At 54.1% G+C, this 19,607-nt stretch carries 21 protein-coding genes; 8 read left to right on the forward strand and 13 right to left on the reverse strand.

Translation table 11 applies throughout. From position 1 onward, the window contains the following. Positions 1-178 precede the first annotated feature (178 nt). Together SPI6313_RS11680 and SPI6313_RS11685 are read left to right on the forward strand one after the other, a co-directional pair. Complete coding sequence (locus tag SPI6313_RS11680; protein ID WP_072621158.1) at positions 179-1,816, forward strand: serine/threonine-protein kinase; 1,638 nt, start codon at positions 179-181, stop codon at positions 1,814-1,816. Between the two features lie 45 nt (positions 1,817-1,861). After that, on the forward strand, positions 1,862-2,488 hold the full coding sequence (locus SPI6313_RS11685) for a tetratricopeptide repeat protein (RefSeq protein ID WP_072621159.1): 627 nt from the start codon (positions 1,862-1,864) through the stop codon (positions 2,486-2,488). A 155-nt stretch (positions 2,489-2,643) separates the two neighbouring features. Here the strand turns inward: SPI6313_RS11685 and SPI6313_RS11690 are convergent, their stop codons facing one another. Continuing rightward, positions 2,644-3,501, reverse strand: coding sequence for a fructosamine kinase family protein (locus tag SPI6313_RS11690; RefSeq protein ID WP_072621160.1), 858 nt, complete (start codon positions 3,499-3,501; stop codon positions 2,644-2,646). Between the two features lie 38 nt (positions 3,502-3,539). Between SPI6313_RS11690 and SPI6313_RS24775 the strand changes: the two genes are divergently transcribed. Further along, positions 3,540-3,671: a hypothetical protein gene (locus tag SPI6313_RS24775; RefSeq protein ID WP_281248390.1), complete on the forward strand. Its 132-nt coding sequence runs from the start codon at positions 3,540-3,542 to the stop codon at positions 3,669-3,671. Here SPI6313_RS24775 and clpP read toward each other — a convergent pair. The 5 genes from clpP to SPI6313_RS11715 all read right to left on the reverse strand — a co-directional run bounded on the left by clpP (position 3,659) and on the right by SPI6313_RS11715 (position 8,905). Beyond that, on the reverse strand, positions 3,659-4,255 hold the full coding sequence (clpP, locus tag SPI6313_RS11695) for an ATP-dependent Clp endopeptidase proteolytic subunit ClpP (protein WP_072621161.1): 597 nt from the start codon (positions 4,253-4,255) through the stop codon (positions 3,659-3,661). The genes SPI6313_RS24775 and clpP overlap by 13 nt on opposite strands. A gap of 77 nt (positions 4,256-4,332) precedes the next feature. Beyond that, positions 4,333-5,265, reverse strand: coding sequence for a hypothetical protein (locus SPI6313_RS11700; RefSeq protein WP_072621162.1), 933 nt, complete (start codon positions 5,263-5,265; stop codon positions 4,333-4,335). Positions 5,266-5,880: 615 nt separating this feature from the next. Beyond that, a complete protein-coding gene (locus SPI6313_RS11705; RefSeq protein WP_072621163.1) occupies positions 5,881-6,966 on the reverse strand; it encodes an ATP-dependent 6-phosphofructokinase in 1,086 nt (361 codons plus the stop codon). A 110-nt stretch (positions 6,967-7,076) separates the two neighbouring features. Next, a complete protein-coding gene (locus SPI6313_RS11710; protein ID WP_072621164.1) occupies positions 7,077-7,583 on the reverse strand; it encodes a gamma-glutamylcyclotransferase in 507 nt (168 codons plus the stop codon). A gap of 110 nt (positions 7,584-7,693) precedes the next feature. Beyond that, complete coding sequence (locus tag SPI6313_RS11715) at positions 7,694-8,905, reverse strand: glycosyltransferase family 4 protein (RefSeq protein WP_072621165.1); 1,212 nt, start codon at positions 8,903-8,905, stop codon at positions 7,694-7,696. A gap of 45 nt (positions 8,906-8,950) precedes the next feature. Here SPI6313_RS11715 and SPI6313_RS11720 point away from each other — a divergent pair, with 45 nt between their 5' ends. Then, the gene (locus SPI6313_RS11720; RefSeq protein WP_072621166.1) at positions 8,951-9,895 is read left to right on the forward strand and encodes a glycosyltransferase family 2 protein; all 945 of its coding nucleotides are present in this window, start codon (positions 8,951-8,953) and stop codon (positions 9,893-9,895) included. 1 nt (position 9,896) lies between these two features. Here the strand turns inward: SPI6313_RS11720 and SPI6313_RS23545 are convergent, their stop codons facing one another. Further along, a complete protein-coding gene (locus SPI6313_RS23545) occupies positions 9,897-10,040 on the reverse strand; it encodes a hypothetical protein (protein WP_175551123.1) in 144 nt (47 codons plus the stop codon). Between the two features lie 43 nt (positions 10,041-10,083). Between SPI6313_RS23545 and SPI6313_RS11725 the strand changes: the two genes are divergently transcribed. Then, a complete protein-coding gene (locus tag SPI6313_RS11725; protein WP_072621167.1) occupies positions 10,084-10,860 on the forward strand; it encodes an LmeA family phospholipid-binding protein in 777 nt (258 codons plus the stop codon). Positions 10,861-10,880: 20 nt separating this feature from the next. Further along, positions 10,881-11,603 carry a GerMN domain-containing protein gene (locus tag SPI6313_RS11730; RefSeq protein WP_072621168.1) on the forward strand — a complete coding sequence of 241 codons (723 nt, stop codon included), beginning with the start codon at positions 10,881-10,883 and terminating at the stop codon, positions 11,601-11,603. A gap of 29 nt (positions 11,604-11,632) precedes the next feature. On the opposite strand, the gene SPI6313_RS11735 is transcribed toward SPI6313_RS11730, so the two are convergent. From SPI6313_RS11735 to petM, 5 genes are all read right to left on the reverse strand, one after another. Next, entirely contained in the window at positions 11,633-13,165 is a 1,533-nt protein-coding gene (locus SPI6313_RS11735; RefSeq protein WP_072621169.1) for a CHAT domain-containing protein, read from the reverse strand. A gap of 35 nt (positions 13,166-13,200) precedes the next feature. Further along, the gene (locus SPI6313_RS11740; protein ID WP_139276623.1) at positions 13,201-14,106 is read right to left on the reverse strand and encodes a hypothetical protein; all 906 of its coding nucleotides are present in this window, start codon (positions 14,104-14,106) and stop codon (positions 13,201-13,203) included. A gap of 149 nt (positions 14,107-14,255) precedes the next feature. After that, complete coding sequence (gene thyD, locus SPI6313_RS11745) at positions 14,256-15,179, reverse strand: thylakoid membrane protein ThyD (RefSeq protein WP_072621171.1); 924 nt, start codon at positions 15,177-15,179, stop codon at positions 14,256-14,258. A gap of 100 nt (positions 15,180-15,279) precedes the next feature. Further along, positions 15,280-15,648, reverse strand: coding sequence for a photosystem II reaction center protein Psb28 (gene psb28, locus SPI6313_RS11750; RefSeq protein WP_072621172.1), 369 nt, complete (start codon positions 15,646-15,648; stop codon positions 15,280-15,282). Positions 15,649-15,788: 140 nt separating this feature from the next. Beyond that, complete coding sequence (gene petM, locus SPI6313_RS11755) at positions 15,789-15,902, reverse strand: cytochrome b6-f complex subunit PetM (RefSeq protein ID WP_072621173.1); 114 nt, start codon at positions 15,900-15,902, stop codon at positions 15,789-15,791. Between the two features lie 110 nt (positions 15,903-16,012). Here petM and pdxA point away from each other — a divergent pair, with 110 nt between their 5' ends. Continuing rightward, on the forward strand, positions 16,013-17,029 hold the full coding sequence (gene pdxA, locus SPI6313_RS11760; RefSeq protein ID WP_072621174.1) for a 4-hydroxythreonine-4-phosphate dehydrogenase PdxA: 1,017 nt from the start codon (positions 16,013-16,015) through the stop codon (positions 17,027-17,029). Here pdxA and SPI6313_RS11765 read toward each other — a convergent pair. Further along, the gene (locus SPI6313_RS11765; protein ID WP_072621175.1) at positions 17,017-18,021 is read right to left on the reverse strand and encodes a glycerate kinase; all 1,005 of its coding nucleotides are present in this window, start codon (positions 18,019-18,021) and stop codon (positions 17,017-17,019) included. The genes pdxA and SPI6313_RS11765 overlap by 13 nt on opposite strands. 206 nt (positions 18,022-18,227) lie before the next feature. On the opposite strand from SPI6313_RS11765, the gene SPI6313_RS11770 reads away from it, so the two are divergent. After that, a complete protein-coding gene (locus SPI6313_RS11770; protein WP_072621176.1) occupies positions 18,228-19,577 on the forward strand; it encodes a proton extrusion protein PcxA in 1,350 nt (449 codons plus the stop codon). The last annotated feature ends 30 nt before the right edge of the window (positions 19,578-19,607 follow it).

A 19,607-nucleotide genomic window follows, 5' to 3' on the forward strand; every position in this document is an offset into this window, starting at 1 on the left:
TCGATGCGGCAGAGCAAGAGACTTTGAGGAAAAGTAGGATATGCTATTGATGAGAGAGGAGTTGAGGTGTTGATCACCTTAACAGCACTGATTGGTGGGGACTAGAACTGAGGGGAATGACCCCTACCCCTTACTCAATACTTACTCTTGACAACGCTGCTGCTTTTGAGAACGCTGCATGAGTTACTGTCTCAATCCCTCCTGTACTCAACCAAAGAACCCTGATTCGGCCGAAGTTTGTCAGACTTGTGGTTCTAAGATGTTGATGCGCGATCGCTATCGTGGAGTCAAGTCTCTCGGCCAAGGAGGCTTTGGAACCACCTTCCTCGCCTTAGATCACGGCCTGCCGGGGCATCCCCCCTGCGTGATTAAGCAACTCCGTCCCTCTAGCAATGATCCGCAAATCTTCCAGATGGCGAAGGAGCTATTTGAACGGGAAGCTGAAACCCTGGGCAAAATTGGGAATCATCCCCAAGTTCCCCGCTTGCTAGACTACTTTGAATATAACAAGGATTTTTATCTCGTCCAAGAATATGTAAAAGGGCTGAATCTACAACAGGAAATTAAGCGTCACGGGCCGATTATTGAAGCCGGAGCACGGCAATTTCTGAGTGAAATTTTGCCGATGATTCAATACATTCATGAGAATAAAGTTATTCACCGCGACATTAAACCGGCCAACTTAATTCGGCGTGAACAGGATAAAAAGCTCGTCTTGATTGACTTCGGTGCGGTCAAAAATAAGGTTAATCCCCAAAATTCCACCAATAGCTCTGATCAAACGGCTCTCACGTCCTTTGCGATCGGGACTCCTGGCTTTGCACCGCCGGAGCAGATGGCGTTACGCCCTGTTTTTGCCAGCGATATTTATGCGATCGGGGTGACTTGTATCTATCTCCTTACGGGAAAGTCGCCGAAGGATCTGGACTATGATCAAAAAACCGGGGAAATGCTGTGGCGCAAGGATGTGGATATTTCCGATAATTTTGCCAATGTTTTGAAAAAAATGTTGGAGGTTTCGGTTCGACATCGCTATCAAAATGCCCAAGAGGTTTTGAATGCGCTTGATATGGAGCCGTACATGGATGACTTGGCGAAGTCGTTGGTGACGGCCCCGAATCCGAATCCGGGGGGAAATCTTGCCAGTTCTAGCGATGATGAAGTGATGCCGGCTTCGTCGCCCACCCTGTCGGCCACGGAGCGCCTAGCGATGAAGCTCCGAGAACGACGGGCCCGCCGTCAAAAGACGGGCGGGGGTGCAAATATGGATGCAATGGGTGGGGGGAAATATCCTGGCCGGGGTTCCAGTGTGGCGGGACGCAGTACCGCGAGTCGGCTGCCGGATTCTGCGAGCGGTAATCCGGGGAGTCGGCGGCGGGCGGCGGCGCGGCTGGATGTGGAAACGGTTTTGACGGCTTATACGAAGGGGCGGCGGGATTTTGCCCAACAGAATCTGAGTCAGTTGAAGCTGATGGAGGCCAATTTAGAGGGTGGAATTTTTCACCAGTCTAAGTTGCGCAAGACAAATTTACAGAAGGCAAATTTGGCGGGTACTGATTTTGGCCGGGCGAGCTTGGCGGGGGCGAATTTGCGGGATGCGAATTTGGGGCGGTCTTATATGGCGGGGTCGGATTTGGAGGGGGCGGACTTGCGGGGGGCGGATCTCAGCCATGCGAATTTAAGTCGGGCGAATTTGCGGGGGGCGAATTTGTGCGGGGCGAATTTGACGAATGCGAAGATCTCGGAGGATCAACTGGCGATGGCAAAAACGAACTGGTCTACGGTTTTACCTCATGGTCGTCGCGGGTTTTGGTAGGAAAGGGTGGAATAATGGTGATAGCAAATTAAGCAACAATTTTGCATGAAACGTTTTCAGATTTGGTTATTTTCGATCGCGCTTGTGATTGTCACGGGTTTATCTAGTTTTCAGTGGGGGATGGCTTCAGCCCAGGCCCAGCAAGTGACGGTTAATGATGAGTTTACTCGTATTGCGGAGCAATGTTTAACGGCTTCCGATGCGTCGGCGGCATTGCAAGCGTGCGATCGCGCCCTTACGATTAATGATGAAGATCCAATGCCTTGGTATGGCAAAGTCAAGGCCCTCAGTACCTTAGGGCGTACCGCCGAAGCCGATGCCGCTCTGCGGCGGTTTGATTTTGTCGGCCGCTATTACAATGGCATGTTGCGGCCGATCCAATTGCTGCAACGGCGGATCTTGCTGGCGGATCTCGTGGGGAGTGCTGAGCGAGCGGCTGAATTGGATCGCGAAATTGCCGAAGTGAGTGGCCAGTTGAACAGTTTAAGTGGAGATGAGCGGACTCAGGCTCAAGCCTATCTCCAACGCTTGCAAAGTATCCAAGAAGATTATCAACAGGTGCAAAGCAATCCTGAACTGTTGCAACAACTGGAAAGCAATATGATTCAAACGATGGTCGAATTGCGGCGGGGGTTTGTGGAAGCCAATGCCCGCTTAAATGCGGCGGACTAAGATTTTAAACTGCTACTCTGGATAATTCCTCTCATGCCCACGGGGTGAGGGGATTTTTTGTGCGGTGCGATCGCGAGGGAGACAAGGGGATGAAGCCCCTTGTCTGGCGTGTTTATAGATATGTAAGATGGCTTGCGTTTAGGTTGTTACGGAGCTCAAAGCTGATCAATCATCCGGGCCGCTTGTCCCCCGTAGCCACCGCCGAACAGGTTGAAGTGGTTGAGGATGTGGTAGAGGTTGTAGAGTTTTTTTCGTTGGGGATAGCCGGAATCTAGGGGAAACAGGGCTTCATAACCGCTGTAAAAGGCTGCGGGAAAGCCGCCAAAGAGTTCCGTCATGGCAATGTCGGTTTCGCGATCGCCCCAATAGAGCGCCGGGTCAAGAATGACGGGAACACCATCCACAGTACAGGCCGCATTCCCCGACCAGAGATCGCCGTGAACCAGGGCAGGCTGGGGGTGATGAGCGGCGAGGAGGTCGCGTACCTTTGCGATCACGGTGGCGGTGGCCGGAAACGAACCGCCGCGCCGCTGGGCGAGGCGGAGTTGAAACCCGATCCGATGCTCGGCGAAAAAGTCCGCCCAAGAATCTGTCCAGGTGTTGACTTGGGGGGTGGAGCCGATGGTGTTGTTTTGATCCCAGCCGAATTGATTGGAGCCGGTCGCCTGGTGGAGGGCGGCGAGGTCTCGTCCCATTTGCGCCCAACTTTGGGAAGCTCCCCGGCCAAAGTTGAGCCATTCCATCACAATGTAGCTGGAGCGCTCGGCCACGCCAACGCCGATGGGGTGCGGGACGCGAATGGTGTGGGTGGTGGCCATTTGACGTAGGGCCAGGGCTTCAGCCTGGAACATGGCTTCTTGGTGGGCTGCGTTGAGTTTGATGAAGTAGCTGCGATCGCCGTCACTCACTCGATAGCCCTGATTGATGCAGCCCCCACCCACGGATTGGCGATCCTGAATCGTGAATGGCTGATCTGTCCAAGTGGTAATCTGTTGGGCAATTTGATCCCACATAGTCCTCCGGTCTTACGGTGTGGTGCTGTTTCCCTCCCGTGCTTGATCCGTGCGACGGGGATACGCGGGGAAAACGGCTCAAAATTAGCGTAGCGCAGGTTGACCTGCGCTACAGCTTTGAAGATCTCAAGCGGGAAGCGCGATCGCCCCCCTGCCCCTACACCGGTTGACTCGCCGACGGTCGCCGATCAATCACCTCATCAATCAGCCCATAGTCCTTCGACTCCTGCGCCGACATGAAAAAGTCGCGGTCGGTATCCCGCTCGATCCGGTCGAGGGGTTGCCCGGTATGGTTCGCCAAATGTTGATTGAGCAAGGCTTTGAGATAGAGAATTTCCTTGGCTTGAATTTCAATATCCGTCGCCTGACCTTGGGCCCCGCCGAGGGGTTGATGGATCATAATCCGGGAATGGGGCAAACTACGGCGTTTGCCCTTCGCGCCCGCACTCAACAAAAAAGCCCCCATACTCGCCGCCAAACCCACACAAATCGTGGATACATCGGGGCGAATTTGATTCATCGTGTCAAAAATGCCCATCCCCGCCGACACGGAGCCGCCGGGAGAGTTGATATAGAGGTAAATATCTTTTTCCGAATCATCGGCTTCGAGAAAAAGGAGTTGAGCGACGATCAGGTTCGCTAACTCATCGGTGACGGGTTGGCCGAGAAAGACAATCCGTTCCCGCAGGAGACGGGAATAGATGTCAAAGGCGCGATCGCCACGCCCGGAGGATTCAATAACGGTTGGGATCATCGTCTATCCTGCTTCTGGTTCCAGTGGTTTTGTTCGATTTTAGCGAGTTCTCAGGGCAAACCGGGGAAACGTTGAGATTACGCCCCTTTGATCCGCCGTCGGCTTGTCTTCTCTTTGGTTATCGTCGCCGGTGGGTTCGCATAGCGGCGCACCACATTATTAAACGTTTGGGCGACGCAGGTGCCGGTGGCCGCACTGACGATGGAGATGGTGAATTCAATCGTGTGCTCCGGCGTGGTGACGCGATCGCACGCCTCCCGCACATTATTTTCAATCCGCTTAAATAAATTACGGGCATATTCATCCACATTCGCCAAGCTCACCCCCGGCAAACAGCCCATCGACACCATTTTTTCAAGCAAATCAATCTTATTAATAATCAACGTCACATTCAGTAAATTCTTACTATATACCGTCGCAAACACAATCTCTAAAATAGCCGGCACAATATATTCCATATGCTGCTCAACCCGTTTACGGATCTTATTTTCCGTATCCGTTGACAGCCATTCGATCAATTCTTCGGTATTTAACGGCTGATTATTGCGTTCAATCCGAGGCGCAATATCAACGATAAACAGCACCCCATTCACCAAGCGCTTACCCGGATCTCCAATCACCTGAGACGAGACATTCAGGGTATTTTGAGACGGAGACTGACCCTGATAGTCCGAAATAATCACATTACATTTGCGCTTCGTTTCAAGATCGATATAGCGCTCAGACGCATAATAGGCAAAATCCTTCGTCGATTGTTCCGGGCGAATATCTCCCCCTAACCAACTCTTAATCAGCGTCGTTTTACCACTACCGCCCCGACCATAGAGATAGAAGCGACAGGCTGGTTTTTTCAGAATTGCATCACTGCGAAACCCTTCCACTAAATCACTATAAAAATCGGTCGTTGAACCCACCGAAATAATTACCGTCACAGCAACAAGCAAAATACTGATCAAGATAGGGCCGGTGATATCGCTAAAGCCACTACTGATAAATAGAACAGCCGCCATGGCACACAGTACCAATACGACGAAAATCAATATTCTGCGTCCTGTCATGTTGTCGTCAAGAATTTGCAAGGGTTAGCCCAATCAAAGGGTCAGGATTGGGAAGAAGCCAAGTCATGGATAAGCCAGGGGACGAATGTCAACCGCCAGAATCATCGATCAAGATCATTCGGTCGTTTGGTTACACCTGTATCCTCTGGTGCATTGACGGAGAACGAATAAAATGCCATGTCATTGGGTGACTATGACGAATCGCTAGGATTGCGTCTGAACGAATGCCATAAACTCAACAATCTGCTGAGCCCCTGGATTGGTCATTTTATCGGCGCTTACGGTGAAAACTAGATCTCCCATCTCACATCAACACTAGGCTTGATTGTATTCTAGGATAAATGGGGAATAACCTCTCGGTATCCATTTGCCAAGAATTTAAGTGAATATACGAGAATATTGGTGAATTCTGAAACGAGATGAGGGGCTTTCACTTCGAGCATGGATCATCCCTTGCCCTTTATCAACCTATTGCTGTGGGTTGAGGTGCGATCGCACCTCAACCCACACATTGCGACAGGCTCCACCGGTGAGGCAGAGTGGCGCAATGCCGGATGATCGTTGTGGTTAGCGATCGCCGAGACAAATCCCCAACCCCCGCGCTGTGGACACAAGGGTGTCTTGGAGGTCAATAGTGCGGTAGGTCTTGATCGCATCCAGGATAGGAACGCCCATGACTTGGTGATCTTTCCAGGTCACCATCATGTCCGATTTGCCGTCAGCAATCAGATCCACTGCGCCCACCCCGAAGGCAGAGGCGAGAACGCGATCGGTGGGGGAGGGGATGCCGCCCCGTTGAATATGGCCGAGGACGGTAACGCGAGTTTCGGCGTTGGTGTGCTGGGTGATGGCGTTGGCTAGATATTGACCAATCCCACCGAGGCGACATTCGCCGAACTGCTCGATTTTCTGGAGTGTTTCCCCTTCGGCATTACAAACTGCTTCAGACACAATCACCACGGAAAAATTAAACCCGTTTGCTTGCCGTTCGCGGATGGTATTACAGATGGCTTCGAGTCTGTAGGGAATTTCCGGAATCAAAATAACGTGAGCCCCCCCGGCAATCCCGGCATTGAGGGCGATGTGGCCCGCATCCCGCCCCATAACTTCGAGGATCATGACGCGATCGTGACTAGCGGCGGTGAAGTGGAGGCGATCGAGGGCATCGGTGGCGATGTCTACAGCGGTGCTAAACCCGATGGAGAGTTCGGTTTCGCCCACGTCATTGTCAATGGTTTTGGGGATGCCGATCAGGTTAATGCCACCCTGTTGCGCAAGTTTCCTGAGAATTGCGAGGCTGCCGTCGCCACCAATGCCAATCAGGGCATCAAGATTCAGTTGGTGATAACCTGCAATGATTTCTTCGGAGCGGTTTTTTAGGGTTCCGTCCGGCATGGGAAAGGCAAAGGGGTTGCCTTTGTTGGTGGTGCCGAGGATAGTACCGCCTTGGGTACGGAGGGGATCGACTTTGTGGAGTTTGAGGGGCATGATCTGGGGGGGGCGCTGCATGAGTCCGTTGGTTGCGCCTTTAATCCCAATGACATCCCAACCATAGTGGGCTGTGGCATGCTTCACAACAGCACGAATGATGGTGTTTAAGCCTGCACAGTCACCCCCGCTGGTTAGGATACCGATGCGTTTGTGTTCTGTCATAACCAGAGCTCCGTGAGTGGTTGACGGTAATTCCGTTTTTATTGTGGGGGTGGATTGCCCGGTGGGGTGGTTTTGGGCAATTTTATTTTAGATTTTGGTGGGGTTTGGGGTTAGGCGGCAAGTTGGATCGGGGGTTGCTGCTGTTGGAGCGATCGCATCTGGCTAAACAGTTGCCAACAGTAATACTCCGGCAGGCCACAGGTGACCGCGCCACGCAGCACAACGTTGAAATACCAATCATTGGGGGCAAGTTCGGCACTGAGTTTGTGGACAACGACATAGGTGCGCACATTGTCCACCCGTTGGCCTTTGTGTTCAACGCTGATGAATTCATGGCGATAGCCCTGGGTGGGGATTTCTTCGCGCTGATCAAGGCGATCGCTCAACCGCCAGGGCAGGCGATACAGCACCCCAATCACGTGATGGTTGGGATCAGGAACCACATCCAACACCCCGCAATTCCGCCGTTGGGAGCGACGATTAAACCCCAAACGATAGCCCGATAGGGTGGCGGGGCCAAGGACGTAGGGATGCATGGGTTCACCGAGCGATCGCTTCAAATCCACCGGACACATGCAAGATCCATAGGCAAAATAATCAAAGGTTGGCTCACTCATAACAGTCGGCTAGACGATTTAACGTAGGGGACAGTTTTTCACCGGATACCACAGGGGGTGGGTTTCGTTCTGCGTCCTGTAATACACCATACCGTCTTAACTCTCGACAGTTAGGGCGATCCAGACGTTCCGGTTAAAACCGCTTCATAGCGTGCGCCCGCCACCGCCCAGGTGAACTCTCGCTCAATCAAGGCGCGACCGGCAGCGGCGATCGCTCTCCGCTGCTCCGGATGCTGCAACAACGCTGTAATGGCGGTGACGAACTCTTCCACTGTGTTGGCCCGAAGCGCGGCATGGGGATCAGCCGTGAGGCCTTCGAGGGCGCGATCGCTCCCCACCACCGGAACCCCCGCCGCCATCGCCTCCAGGGTTTTATTTTTAATCCCGAACCCGCTGCGCATCGGAATCACGCAGACCGTCGCCTCCTGCAATGCGATCGCCATCGAGGGGACTTTTCCCGTCACCGTCACCCCCGGCAACGCCCCCAACCCTTGCACCGCCGCCACCGGCCGCGCCCCCACCAACTGCACTGTGATCTCCGGCAACCGTTGCCGCACCGCTGGCAAAATCTCCCGGCAGAGAAATTGTGCCGCGTCGATATTGGGTTGATTGTCCATTGCCCCACAGAAAATCAAGGTTGTTCCCCCCGGATCAGCCTGTCGCACGGGAAACAGATCGAGATCCACACCGTTGGGAATCACCGTCATTGATGAGCCGGGGCTGAGGGTTTCAAAGTGGGCGCGATCCTCTGGGGTCGTCACCACTAGTTCGGAAAACTTGTGACAAAAATGGTGTTCGTAGCGTTCTAAGAGGGGGAGGTTGAGGCGATCGCGCCAGTCCTGTTCCGCCGTTCCCATCACCAACTGTTGCCGACAGGTTGCCGATAGGGAACTGTGAATATTCACCACCGTCCGTAGCCGATGCTGCCAGCCTGGGCGCACATACACTTCATTGCCACTATGCTCGCAGGTCACCACATCAAACACCCCGGACTCCACCTGATCCGCCACCCAAGCCGCCATCGGAGCCGCGCAATTACTCCGCACATGGGCGGGAATCCCCGTCAGCCAACTCTGGGCAAAGCGGCCCAGTTTGGCGGTCATCGTGGCCGTGGGGGCAGGGGGCTGCTTAAACACCTGCAACTCGGCAACATGATCCCGCAACGCCGCAATCTCTGCGGGGGTTGTGCCGGGAGCGCGTTGGGTGGCGAGGGTGATGGTGTGGCGATCGCCCAAATACCGCAACAGATTGAACGTGCGGACCTGAGTTCCCCCCTGGGTGGGGGGATAGGGAAACGTCGCGGAAAGCATCAAAATTCGCATCGCTAAGATGGGGTATAACCAAAGTGAACCGCAATTAATCCGCCCGTGCCGACTGTCAGCGTTTGCATTCCGACCTATAACCGCGCCGAATTGCTGCGCATCGCCATCGAAAGCGTTCTAGAGCAATCCTATCAAGATTGGGAACTGATCATTTGTGACGACGGCTCCTCAGAACCCACCCCCACCCTGATGGCACAATACACCGCCGATCCTCGGATTCAGTACCTCCGTCATCCCCAAAACATCGGCAAAAGCAACAATATGCGCTCCGGTTTTTTCGCCGCCACGGGGCAATATTTCCTTAAATTTGACGATGACGATCGCCTCACTCCTGATTTTTTAAGCCACACGATCGCCGTTTTAGAGTCCCATCCCCAAGTAGATTTTGTCGGCACGGATCACTGGATTATTGGCGCAGACAATCAGCGTCATCTTGATTTGACTGAGGAAAATTCGCGCCGCTGGGGGCGGGCCACCCTACCGCCAGGGATTGTTAAAAATCTCCTCGTTACCGTGTTTGAAAAACAAAGCTTTCAAGTGGGGGCAACTTTATTTCGCACCAGGGTATTAAAAGAAGTCGATTTTATGCGACCCGGCTTAACCAATTGCGAAGATAATGATCTCTTTGTACGGTTGGCATTGGCGGAAAAAACGGCTTACTATTTACCGGAACGTTTGATGGAGTATCGTCGTCATCCCGAACAAAATACCCTAGGGCGGGCGGTGGTCTATCTGCGGGATAAATGTGCGTATTTAGAGGCGTTTCAATTTGACAGTGATAAGCTCGAAGCAGTGCGGCGATCGCGCCTTGATGAAACCCGCTTACTCTTAGGCTTACGCCTGATCGAAACCGGCGAAACCCAGAGCGGGCAGGATTTATTAACCCAAGTCCCCCCCTCCCCTAAGGCTGCGATCGGTCAGGTTCTATCCTATGTTCCCCAATCGTTACGCCCCACTTGTTTCAATCTGTTGCGGCAATTACGGGGGTAAATTACACCAAATCAAACGGAGTAGGGTGGGCAATGCCCACCACCAAACAATGCCACCAAAATCCCCAGTCATCCAGGGTATGGCGATCGATTTTAATCCCCTTAAAACGGGAGACATTGTAGAAAGTAATCACGATTTTAATCATGGTGGGCGATGCCCACTCTAGGAACTTTTGAGGAGTTAGAGTGATGGAATTTTTAACAGTTTTATTGGCGGGCTTGATTGCAGGAATTGCGCCGACGGGATTTATTTTAGATACGGTAATTGAGCGGCAATTGCAGAATCGTTTACCGGGTAGTGATGAAATTGTCGTGCGGATTGATAACACCCCTAGTTATCAAGTATTGGGTGGAAACGTGGATCGAATTCGGTTGGCAACGGAGGGGTTACAGTTGCGGCCCTATTTGCGGGTGAGGGAATTTGATCTTGAAACTGATCCGGTGTCGGTGAATTTGAAGCAGTTGCAACAGGGGGGCAATCCGCGCCAGAGTTTACGATCGCCCCTCACCCTCGGCACGCGCTTGGTCTTGGATGAAGCGGATATTAATGCGGCGTTGGCGGCTCCGGAATTTCGGGAACGCTTACAGGGACTCGTGACCCGGTTGAGTGGTAGTTTGCCGGGGAATCAAACCTACACCCTGCAAGCCTTGACGGTGGATTTTCAAGCGTCGGGGCGGATGGCGATCGCGGCGACGGTGCAATCTCCCACCGCCACCCTCCTGGTGGAATTTGCCGCCGGGCTGGCCGTGATTGATGGCACACAGGTGGAATTTACCGACCCGACGATTAGCCTCAATGGGGGGCGTTTGTCGCCGTTTGTCGAAGCGATCGTGGAAGAAAACCTGCAAAACCGGATTAATTTAGAGTCCCTCGACCCCCAGGGCATCCTAGCTCGCATCCTACAATTGGAAGTAGAGTCCGAAACCCTCACCCTTGCCGGTGTTGTTCGGATTAGCCCTCAGTAACGCCCTAGGAGACCCCGATCATGCTGTTGCCCCGTTCCTTTAACCACTGGCTCATTGTTGCGATCGCAGCGAGTGCGATCACCTTGGGCAGTTGTACCGATTCCCCCTCTGGTGAACCTGCCGCCGAACCTGACCCCGAACCCACCCCCACCGAAACCGTCGAAACGCCCGCCGACGAAGCGGAACCGGATGCACCCCCCGCCGATGCAGATGACAACGCCGACGCAGGCACAGAAGATCCGGGGGCTGCGATCGCCCCCGCCAATGCCCCCAACAACGCCCCGAAATTTGACCCCGATCTTACCGTCAGCACCACCGATGCCGCCGTCTATTGGCTTGATACCAACAGCAACACCCTAGAACTCGTCGAAGCCCCCCTCGAAACCACCGCCAAATCCGAAGCGAATCTCGATATCGTCCTCACCGCCGCCCTCGAAGCCCTCCTCGATGGCCCCGATGCGGAAACCCACAGCACCACAATCCCGGTAAGCACCCGCCTTGAAGGTGTAGAGGTGAAAAACGACGGCGTTCACATCAACCTTTCCACAGATTTCACCAACGGCGGCGGCACGATGTCCATGACCGGGCGCGTCGCTCAAATTCTCTACACCGCCAGCAGCATTGATGCGAATACGCCCGTGTGGTTATCGGTGGAGTCTGAACCCTTAGAGGTGCTCGGCGGTGAGGGTTTGTTGATTCGGCAACCGTTGACCCGCGCTACCTTTGAAGAAGATTTTCAGTAGGGAATTGCGTCAACCCCTCGCATCTGTCGCTAATTCCAATACCCCACCAATTGAAACCCTGACCAAATCATCGGATGTTGGAGATCTTGGCGGGCTTCGAGTTGGAGGCGGGGCGGCAGGGGGAGGCGTTGCCCATTGGACAGGATGAGGGTATCGGCGGTGAGGCGAACTTGACCGCGAAGCAGGTTGATCTGGGCTTGGCGGAGGGCTTGGGATTTAATCGGGGTTTGGCGGAGTTGGAGATAATATTCGCTCATCAGGGCGAGGGTTCCGAGGTCGCTGACCCGCCACAGACTGGCCAAAGCGGACTTCACCCCCAATTGCACCGCCAGCCCCGCAAAACCGAGTTCACTGGCGCGATCGCCCACCGCCGTTTCGCAGGCACTGAGGATCAGCAGTTCCACCGTCGGATAGGCCGAGTCGATCCAACCGAGCGATCGCACCAATTCCCGCAATTCCGTAAAACTAACCGTGCGATCGGCAAATTGAAGATAAGCAGGTTGAGGATTGGCGGGGTTAAATTCCGCATGGGTGGCGAGATGGATTAACCCAAATTGATTCGCTTGGTTCGCGGCCATGAAATTCGCCACGGTGAATTGCTCATCTTTAAAGAGTTGATGCTGCCACCCTAAACGAGTAATAAAATCCAGTTCCAAATCCACCGCTGGCAAGTCAGAGTTTTGAGTAAATTTTGAGGCTCCCATGGCGAGTAATGACTGGGATCGAATGTCTTGATAGCCTGTATCTACGAGGCCAAAACTCGGAATAATCCCCACCCCATACTGTTCAATTAAAAACTCCTCACCATCATACAGAGCCGCCAAGGGTAACAATCGTAAATCCTGATCCAACGAAAAGAGTAAATGCTCAATGTCTTGATCATCAAGAATGGGTTTTAAGGGGGCGATCAACAGGTCATAAAGGGCAGTGGCGGGCCGGGTATATTGATCGCTGCTGAGGCGGCGATTGGTGATGTTGCGGCGGAGGGTGCGGGTTAATTCCACGACTTGTGCGCGTGTTTCGACGGGGATGGTAATCGACTGTACAGAACTGATTTTTTGCTGAAGTGTGGAGGTGTTAGTTATGGGCGTAGTGGGGGGCGTAATCGCAACCAATTGCAGGGCGGTGGGGAGTTGCACGACATAAATTAAGGCGGTTTTGTTGTTGGTTTCTTGCCAGGTGGTATAGAGGGTATTAAGAATAGTTTCTAAGCTGGGGACTTCTCCACAACGGTCTAGGTCTAAAAGGTTGCAAAATTCAAAGGCTTGGTATTCTTCGAGGAGTTGGACGGCTTCGGTGGTGGAAATTTGTTGGATTTTGGTTTCGTAGGCGACACGATCCACTTGTTCGCTGAGGGTGTTGGTGTTGGTGAATTCTTGGACTTGGGGGTCTTCGGTGTCGATCGCGGGCATGACGTTGACGGGGTTGGGAGCGGTCACGTCGGATTGATTGCCGGATTGGCCGTGGCTAGGGGCGATCGCAGTCCCACCCACCATCATCAGACTCAGCATGAGTCCAAACCCCACGGTACGGGACGGGTGCAAACATCGACGCTGGTTCATCACAACTCTCCGCAATTTGACAGAAGATGGATTGCCTAAAACGAAAAACTATAGCTCGCTGAAAATAAGAAGCGCACCCCATCCCCCGCACTGCCCGTGAGATCGCTCAAAGCCGGCACAATCACAAAAGGGTGATCGGGAAACGGCACGAACGCCATGCCGATGGTTAAATCTTGCCCCGTCCATTCGGCGATCGCACTTGACCCCGCCGTCAGCCGCAGCGCCACACTCCCAAACAGTCCAACGCTACTTTCGTTCGCCAACACATCCGCCTCAGACCGAAATTGACCGTTACCAATCCCCACCGACAGATAGAGTTGACTGAGGGGATCGGTGATTTGGGGGCGGAGGGTGAAGCGTTGGGTGGCAACGCCGTAGAGGGAGGCTTCGCTGTCGGTGTCGCCAAAGCGGGCGATGGACTGCATCCCCGCCGCCACAACAAGATCGGGATTCAGTTGACGGTGCAGTTTAAAATTAAACGCCCCATCACTCCAGGGGCTATCCAAATCCACCAAAACCAGCCCTAATTCTAGCCCCACCGCTTCGCGGCTATCCCCAAAGCCAATTTTGGCCCCGATCACCCCATCCCCTCGGTCACTAAAGCGCGATCGCGCCTGCACCCCCACCCCCACCGCCAAATCCCCCTCACTTGCGCCATAGGCCGACGGCGTAATAATCGCAATATTGGGGGTAATGCGCCGCTCGGTCGTAGATTGGGTGTCCGGGTTGCCCTGGGGCACGAGGGGTAGGATTTGGGGCTGAAAGGGTTGGCGGGGCACAGATTGACGATGGAGGGGGAGGGGTGGGGTGTCGGGATTCCCTTGGCTGAGGATCGCGGGTTTGGCTTTGTGCTCCGGTTTTTGGAGGGAGTCGAAGGCGGTGGGCTGGTGGGGGAGGGCTTGGGCCGCCATTGGTAGCGCGATGGCAAGCCCCATAAGCATAGCAAGGGGAGACAGGACGTAATATCGACCCCAGAAACGATCAGACAAGACAGTCATGATGCACAACACAGAATGAAGAATTAGCCTACATGCATAATCCTAATCGGATTGAGAGTGTATTGCCTCACCAGCTTCCGGCAACCAACCAATCACGCCGCGAGCACGTCTTGAATTGCGGTTTGGGCGGTGGGGTATTGGTAGGTAAACTCTAAGTCACTCACGGCCTTAGGTAACACCTGCTGCCCTTCGAGCACCACGATCGCACCATCACCGAGTAGGGTTTCAATCACAAAACTCGGTACGGGCAACCACGACGGCCGCCCCATTTCCTCACCGAGCACCCGGCAAAAGTCTTCCATGCGTAGCGGATTCGGAGCCGTGGCATTGTAAACCCCGCTCATCTGCGGGTCTTGGATGGCCTTGAGGATTAAATTCACCACATCTTCACGGTGAATCCAGGAAAACCACTGTTTCCCCGTCCCAATCGGCCCACCGGCAAAGAGTTTAAACGGAGGAATCATTTTGGCGATCGCCCCCCCATTTCCCAACACAATCCCAAACCGAAAAATCACCGTGCGCACCCCGGCCGCCTCTGCCTGCTGGGCCGCCGCCTCCCAGCCTTGGCAAATCGACGCGAGAAAATCATCCCCCGGTGCGCTGGTTTCGGTAAACGTCGCCGTCTCACTCGTGCCGTAATAGCCAATCGCCGACGCATTGATCAAAACGGGCGGCTTGGGGTCGGCTTGGTGAATCGCCTCGACAATCTTTTCCGTCCCTTCAATCCGGCTCGTCTTAATCTCATGCTTGCGGGCTGCGGTCCAGCGTTCCTCTGCGATCGGCGCACCGGCCAAATTCACCACCGCATCACAACCCGCGATCTGTTCTTGCCAGGCTCCCGATTTTTTCGGCGTATATTCCACAATGTCCACCGTCGGAAATGCCGCACTGGGAAATGTTCGCCGGGCTTGTTCTCCATGACGCGAAAACACTACCACTTGATGCTGATCTGCCGTTAGTTTTTCGACTAGACGACTACCGACAAATCCCGTTGCTCCGGTAATTGCAACCTTCATATTGCTCCCAACTTAATCGCTACTAAAATATTGATGATGTTAAATGGTTAGATTGCCAGCTTTTGAAAACCGAGGGCGTTAAAAACGGTCATTCAGCCTGTTATCGATCTTCATATCCCATTCCGTTCGCTTCTGCATATCGCTCTAGAAATCGCATCACCCGATCCCAGTCTTGAGGCGATTCGATATCAATTTGACAGTCTGCACCTAGAATGTCATCTTCTTCATCGGGGCTAACGCGAAAGCGAAAGGAGGAGGGGGTTGCATTGATTTCCCCTTCTTCATCAATTAGGTGAACTGTGCCGGTAAATCGTTTCGTAAAACTGTTAAAGAGATCAACGGCTTGGAGGGTTTCAAATTCTAATAAAATATTCCGAATTCCTGATGTTTTACCTTGCCGTAGTCGAATGTTTGTGAGTGTTTCAGGTATCCCTTCAAAGAACTCAATGCGAGGTTCCACTGTGGCCATGGGTTTGATTGCTGAAATTGACAGGAGGGTTAGCGGTTTGGAGGTCTAAACTGTTTGTTAATCTTGATGATCACCAATATCAAAAAATGGAAAAGGGGCGCAAGAGTTGCGCCCGATGTTTTCCGGTCTCAACTGCCAATTTATTCGGCTTCGCCGCCTTGGAGTTTTAAAAGGAAAAAGCCTAGTCCTAACCCCACTAAGATGAGGGTGAAAGACAACACAGCGGCGTTAATCATGAGATCGTGAGCGTTCATGCTGTTAAACTCCGTAAATGATCGATTGATAATGAAATAATGAAATTTCGCTTAATGTTCCATTGTAGGGGAAGTTGGAAGCGGAACCATGGTTAATCGAGGGGGGAGAGATGAAACGATCGCAGCTAATCATTCCAGTGGGAGATCCGGCGGGGATTGGCCCGGAAGTAGTCTTGAAAGCCTTGGCCGATCCGGCGATCGCGTCTCGGTGCGGGGTGACGTTGGTGGGGACGCGATCGCACCTCGAAGCGACCTATCACGCCCTGAAACAGGCCGATCTTGCTGATCCGGCTCAGTTTCCTGTGATTGATTTGCCCCTAGACAGTGCCGCGATCGCAGGGGAGGGCAGTGCTACAACGGGGGCGGCGAGTTTTGCCTATCTTGACCGGGCGATTACGGAAGCGATCGCCGGGCAGTACGCGGGCATCGTTACTGCCCCGATCGCGAAACATCTGTGGCAGGCGGCGGGGCATGATTTCCCCGGCCAAACGGAGGTTTTGGCGATGCGGGCGGGGGTGGAGCGGTTCGGGATGGCGTTTGTGGCGCGATCGCCCTACACCGGTTGGCCATTGATCACCCTGTTGGCCACCACCCATATCCCCCTCCGCACCGTTCCCGATGCGCTCACCCCGGATCTGATGGGGCGTAAACTGGATTTGCTCCTGGATTGTTTAAGCCGCGATTTTGGCATCCCTGCGCCGACCGTTGCGATCGCGGGACTCAACCCCCACAGCGGCGAAGCGGGTAAACTCGGCACGGAAGAACAGGACTGGCTCATCTCCTGGCTGGAGCGAGAACGGCGCGATCGCCCCACGGTCAAGCTCATCGGCCCCGTTCCCCCCGATACCCTCTGGGTCAAACCCGGTCAAGCCTGGTTTCGCAATGCCCAAACCCCCGGCCTCGCCGATGCCTATCTCGCCCTCTACCATGATCAAGGCTTAATTCCGGTGAAATTAATGGGCTTCGACCAAGCGATCAACACCACCATCGGCCTCCCCTTTATCCGCACCTCTCCTGACCACGGCACAGCGTTTGATATTGCCGGGCAGGGGGTGGCCAATCCCGCCAGCATGAAAGCCGCGATTCTCCTCGCGGCGGAACTGGCCGAACGTCGTCAGGGGCGATAGATGCGGCCGAGGGTGCGATCGCGCTCAATTTCCACCACCAGATCCGTGAAGAGGGGATTTCTTGTTAGGGGTGTGATGAACAGGTCCGGGTGGAGGGCTTGCCAAAAGTAGGCGACAAATTGCTCAATGTCCGCGTCACTCATGCCGGGTTTACCCTGGGCGATCATCTGGTGTTCGGCCTCTTTGCGCCATTGTTGGCTCAATCGATAATCCACGGGATGGAGGATGAGGAGGCGATCCAAGCGATGCCAGAGGGGCACATAGTCGAGGAGGCGATCGTTCATGTCACGGGCAAAGGTGCGATCGCGCTCCGTCACAATCGGCTCCGGCGGATCATCAAACACCCTCGGATCAACCGGTCGCACCCCCACACACCACCCCTCAAAAATCACCACATCTACCCCATCGATCACCTCCGGCGCGGCCTTATCCCCCAACCCCCCGACGGCGGATTTATCAAAGCGCGGCACCAACACCGGCAGACGGCGGTGAGCTTGGCGCAGTGTATCGAGCAAGTCAATCCCGATCGCCACATCATGGGTTCCCGGTGGCCCCCGCCAAATTAAGCGCGGATCGGCTTGCTGGAGTTGTTGGCGTTCAAGGTAGGACTTGTAGAGGTCATCAAGGGAGAACTGCACCGAACGGCAATCGAACGAGTCCAAAATCAGGCCAAGAATGCGGGCGAGGGTGGTTTTGCCCGTGCCTTGACCGCCGAGCATCCCTTGCACGACGGGACGGCCCAGGGTTTCGCGATCGCGAATCAAGGTTTGCGCCAGAGGTAGCCAGAGATTCCACAAATCGGCGGCAATGCGATCGCGATCGGTGAGGCCGAGGGCGTGGCAGTCCGGCAGGAGAGCCGGAAATAGGGTGCAAAAGTGGTGCGATCGCGCCTCAAATTCCGCCGTCAGGGGTGCGATCGTAAACGCCCCCGCTGGATCAGCCTGGGCCTGTGCCGTGGTTAGGTAGCGTTGCACCTCATCCGCCTGAAGCATAGCAAACACATTGATCTAGGGTAATGATTGTGATTGTATCGAGTCGTTGGGTTTGTTTAGATTTCCTCAATCATTAGGCAGTCCGACCCGAAAATAATTTGCTAACATACCCTGTACATCTTGACCGATTGCTCAATCATTCAAGCTGATCCAGAATCGGTGTTGTGCTTTAGAATCCTGGACTTCAGCACCCAATTTTCGCCCCTATGAAACTCCGTAATCTTGTTCGGAACGTGAGACGGTGGTATGTAGAGACCCCAGAGCGGGCCTTAGATGAAGCATATCAGGCAGCATTGAAAATTAAAGCCATCGAGGACGAGCATTTTCAGGGTCAAGCGGTGGGGTTCGCGACGGCATCGGACTACAGCGATCGCGTCCTCTCCTATTTCAAAGCCGAAGTTAAAAACAACATCACGGCGATCAACGTGCGCCTCGCGGAATTTCGCGCCACACGGATCTTCTTGGGGGGGAGCGATCGCCCCACCTCCCTCTTTTACGACACCACCATCCAAGAACGCTCCGCCATCATCATCGAAAAACTCAACTTCATCGACGGCATCCTCGCCCACTACACCCCCCCCACCCAGCCCGACCCCAAAAAAGCCCTCTCCCTCACCACCATCCCCCCCCAATCCCAAGCCGCTGTTCCCCAAGATCCCCAGAAAAAAAACTTTTGGGGCAAAGCATCCCCCCCGGTTCCCGTCCCGCCTAGCGATCGCCCCGCCAAACCTAACCTCTCCAGCGCCGCCGAAAAAACCGGAGCCGTCCCCCGCTCCATCCTCAACACCTTCAGCCGCGTCAAACGGGAACTCGACCCCCAATCCCTCGGCACCGAAGGGGAAGTGGTGCAAAAATTTCGCCAAGCCCGCGATCGCACTGCGATCGCCGTTAAATTCCTCCTCCTCTTGGTGATCATCCCCCTCCTCACCCACCAAATCACCAAAACCTTCCTGATTGCACCGATCATCGAACAAAACTTCTTCTCCCACACCAGCGACATCGTCTTTCTCAACCAAGACCTCCAAGCAGAAGCCTTCGTCGAACTAGAGCAATACGAAAAAAGCCTCCGCCTCAGCACCATGCTCGGCCTTACGCCCCCCCTTTCCGAGTCAGAGCGTGAAGAAAAAGTTAAAGAGAAAGCGATCGAAGTCGCCGAGGAATATCGCCACGCAGGAGCCAATGCTGTCTCCAACATCTTCGCGGATCTCTGTTCTCTTCTCGCCTTTGCCGGGGTCATCGTCGCCAGTCGCCGCGAAATTCAAATCCTCAAAGACTTCATTGATGAAATCATTTACGGCCTCAGCGATTCCGCCAAAGCCTTTTTAATCATTCTCTTTACCGATATGTTCGTCGGCTTCCACTCCCCCCACGGTTGGGAAGTCATTCTAGAAGGCATCTCCCATCACTTCGGCCTCCCCGAAAGCCGCGAATTCAATTTCCTCTTCATCGCCACCTTCCCCGTGATCCTCGACACAGTTTTAAAATACTGGATTTTCCGCTACCTCAACCGCATTTCCCCCTCCGCCGTCGCCACCTACAAAACCATGAACGAGTAGCAACGTGCAGCGTGCGACAGGATTCCGCTT

It is taken from the genome of Spirulina major PCC 6313 (genome assembly GCF_001890765.1).
Lineage (GTDB): Bacteria > Cyanobacteriota > Cyanobacteriia > Cyanobacteriales > Spirulinaceae > Spirulina > Spirulina major.

Bases quoted from the DNA above. Each gene is read 5' to 3' on its own strand.
- SPI6313_RS11680 (WP_072621158.1), top strand. From the start codon at position 179: ATGAGTTACTGTCTCAATCCCTCCTGTACTCAACCAAAGAACCCTGAT.
- SPI6313_RS11685 (WP_072621159.1), top strand. From the start codon at position 1,862: ATGAAACGTTTTCAGATTTGGTTATTTTCGATCGCGCTTGTGATTGTC.
- SPI6313_RS11690 (WP_072621160.1), bottom strand. From the start codon at position 3,501: ATGTGGGATCAAATTGCCCAACAGATTACCACTTGGACAGATCAGCCA.
- clpP (WP_072621161.1), bottom strand. From the start codon at position 4,255: ATGATCCCAACCGTTATTGAATCCTCCGGGCGTGGCGATCGCGCCTTT.
- SPI6313_RS11700 (WP_072621162.1), bottom strand. From the start codon at position 5,265: ATGGCGGCTGTTCTATTTATCAGTAGTGGCTTTAGCGATATCACCGGC.
- SPI6313_RS11705 (WP_072621163.1), bottom strand. From the start codon at position 6,966: ATGACAGAACACAAACGCATCGGTATCCTAACCAGCGGGGGTGACTGT.
- SPI6313_RS11710 (WP_072621164.1), bottom strand. From the start codon at position 7,583: ATGAGTGAGCCAACCTTTGATTATTTTGCCTATGGATCTTGCATGTGT.
- SPI6313_RS11715 (WP_072621165.1), bottom strand. From the start codon at position 8,905: ATGCGAATTTTGATGCTTTCCGCGACGTTTCCCTATCCCCCCACCCAG.
- SPI6313_RS23545 (WP_175551123.1), bottom strand. From the start codon at position 10,040: ATGATTAAAATCGTGATTACTTTCTACAATGTCTCCCGTTTTAAGGGG.
- SPI6313_RS11725 (WP_072621167.1), top strand. From the start codon at position 10,084: ATGGAATTTTTAACAGTTTTATTGGCGGGCTTGATTGCAGGAATTGCG.
- SPI6313_RS11730 (WP_072621168.1), top strand. From the start codon at position 10,881: ATGCTGTTGCCCCGTTCCTTTAACCACTGGCTCATTGTTGCGATCGCA.
- SPI6313_RS11735 (WP_072621169.1), bottom strand. From the start codon at position 13,165: ATGAACCAGCGTCGATGTTTGCACCCGTCCCGTACCGTGGGGTTTGGA.
- SPI6313_RS11740 (WP_139276623.1), bottom strand. From the start codon at position 14,106: ATGCTTATGGGGCTTGCCATCGCGCTACCAATGGCGGCCCAAGCCCTC.
- thyD (WP_072621171.1), bottom strand. From the start codon at position 15,179: ATGAAGGTTGCAATTACCGGAGCAACGGGATTTGTCGGTAGTCGTCTA.
- psb28 (WP_072621172.1), bottom strand. From the start codon at position 15,648: ATGGCCACAGTGGAACCTCGCATTGAGTTCTTTGAAGGGATACCTGAA.
- petM (WP_072621173.1), bottom strand. From the start codon at position 15,902: ATGAACGCTCACGATCTCATGATTAACGCCGCTGTGTTGTCTTTCACC.
- pdxA (WP_072621174.1), top strand. From the start codon at position 16,013: ATGAAACGATCGCAGCTAATCATTCCAGTGGGAGATCCGGCGGGGATT.
- SPI6313_RS11765 (WP_072621175.1), bottom strand. From the start codon at position 18,021: ATGCTTCAGGCGGATGAGGTGCAACGCTACCTAACCACGGCACAGGCC.
- SPI6313_RS11770 (WP_072621176.1), top strand. From the start codon at position 18,228: ATGAAACTCCGTAATCTTGTTCGGAACGTGAGACGGTGGTATGTAGAG.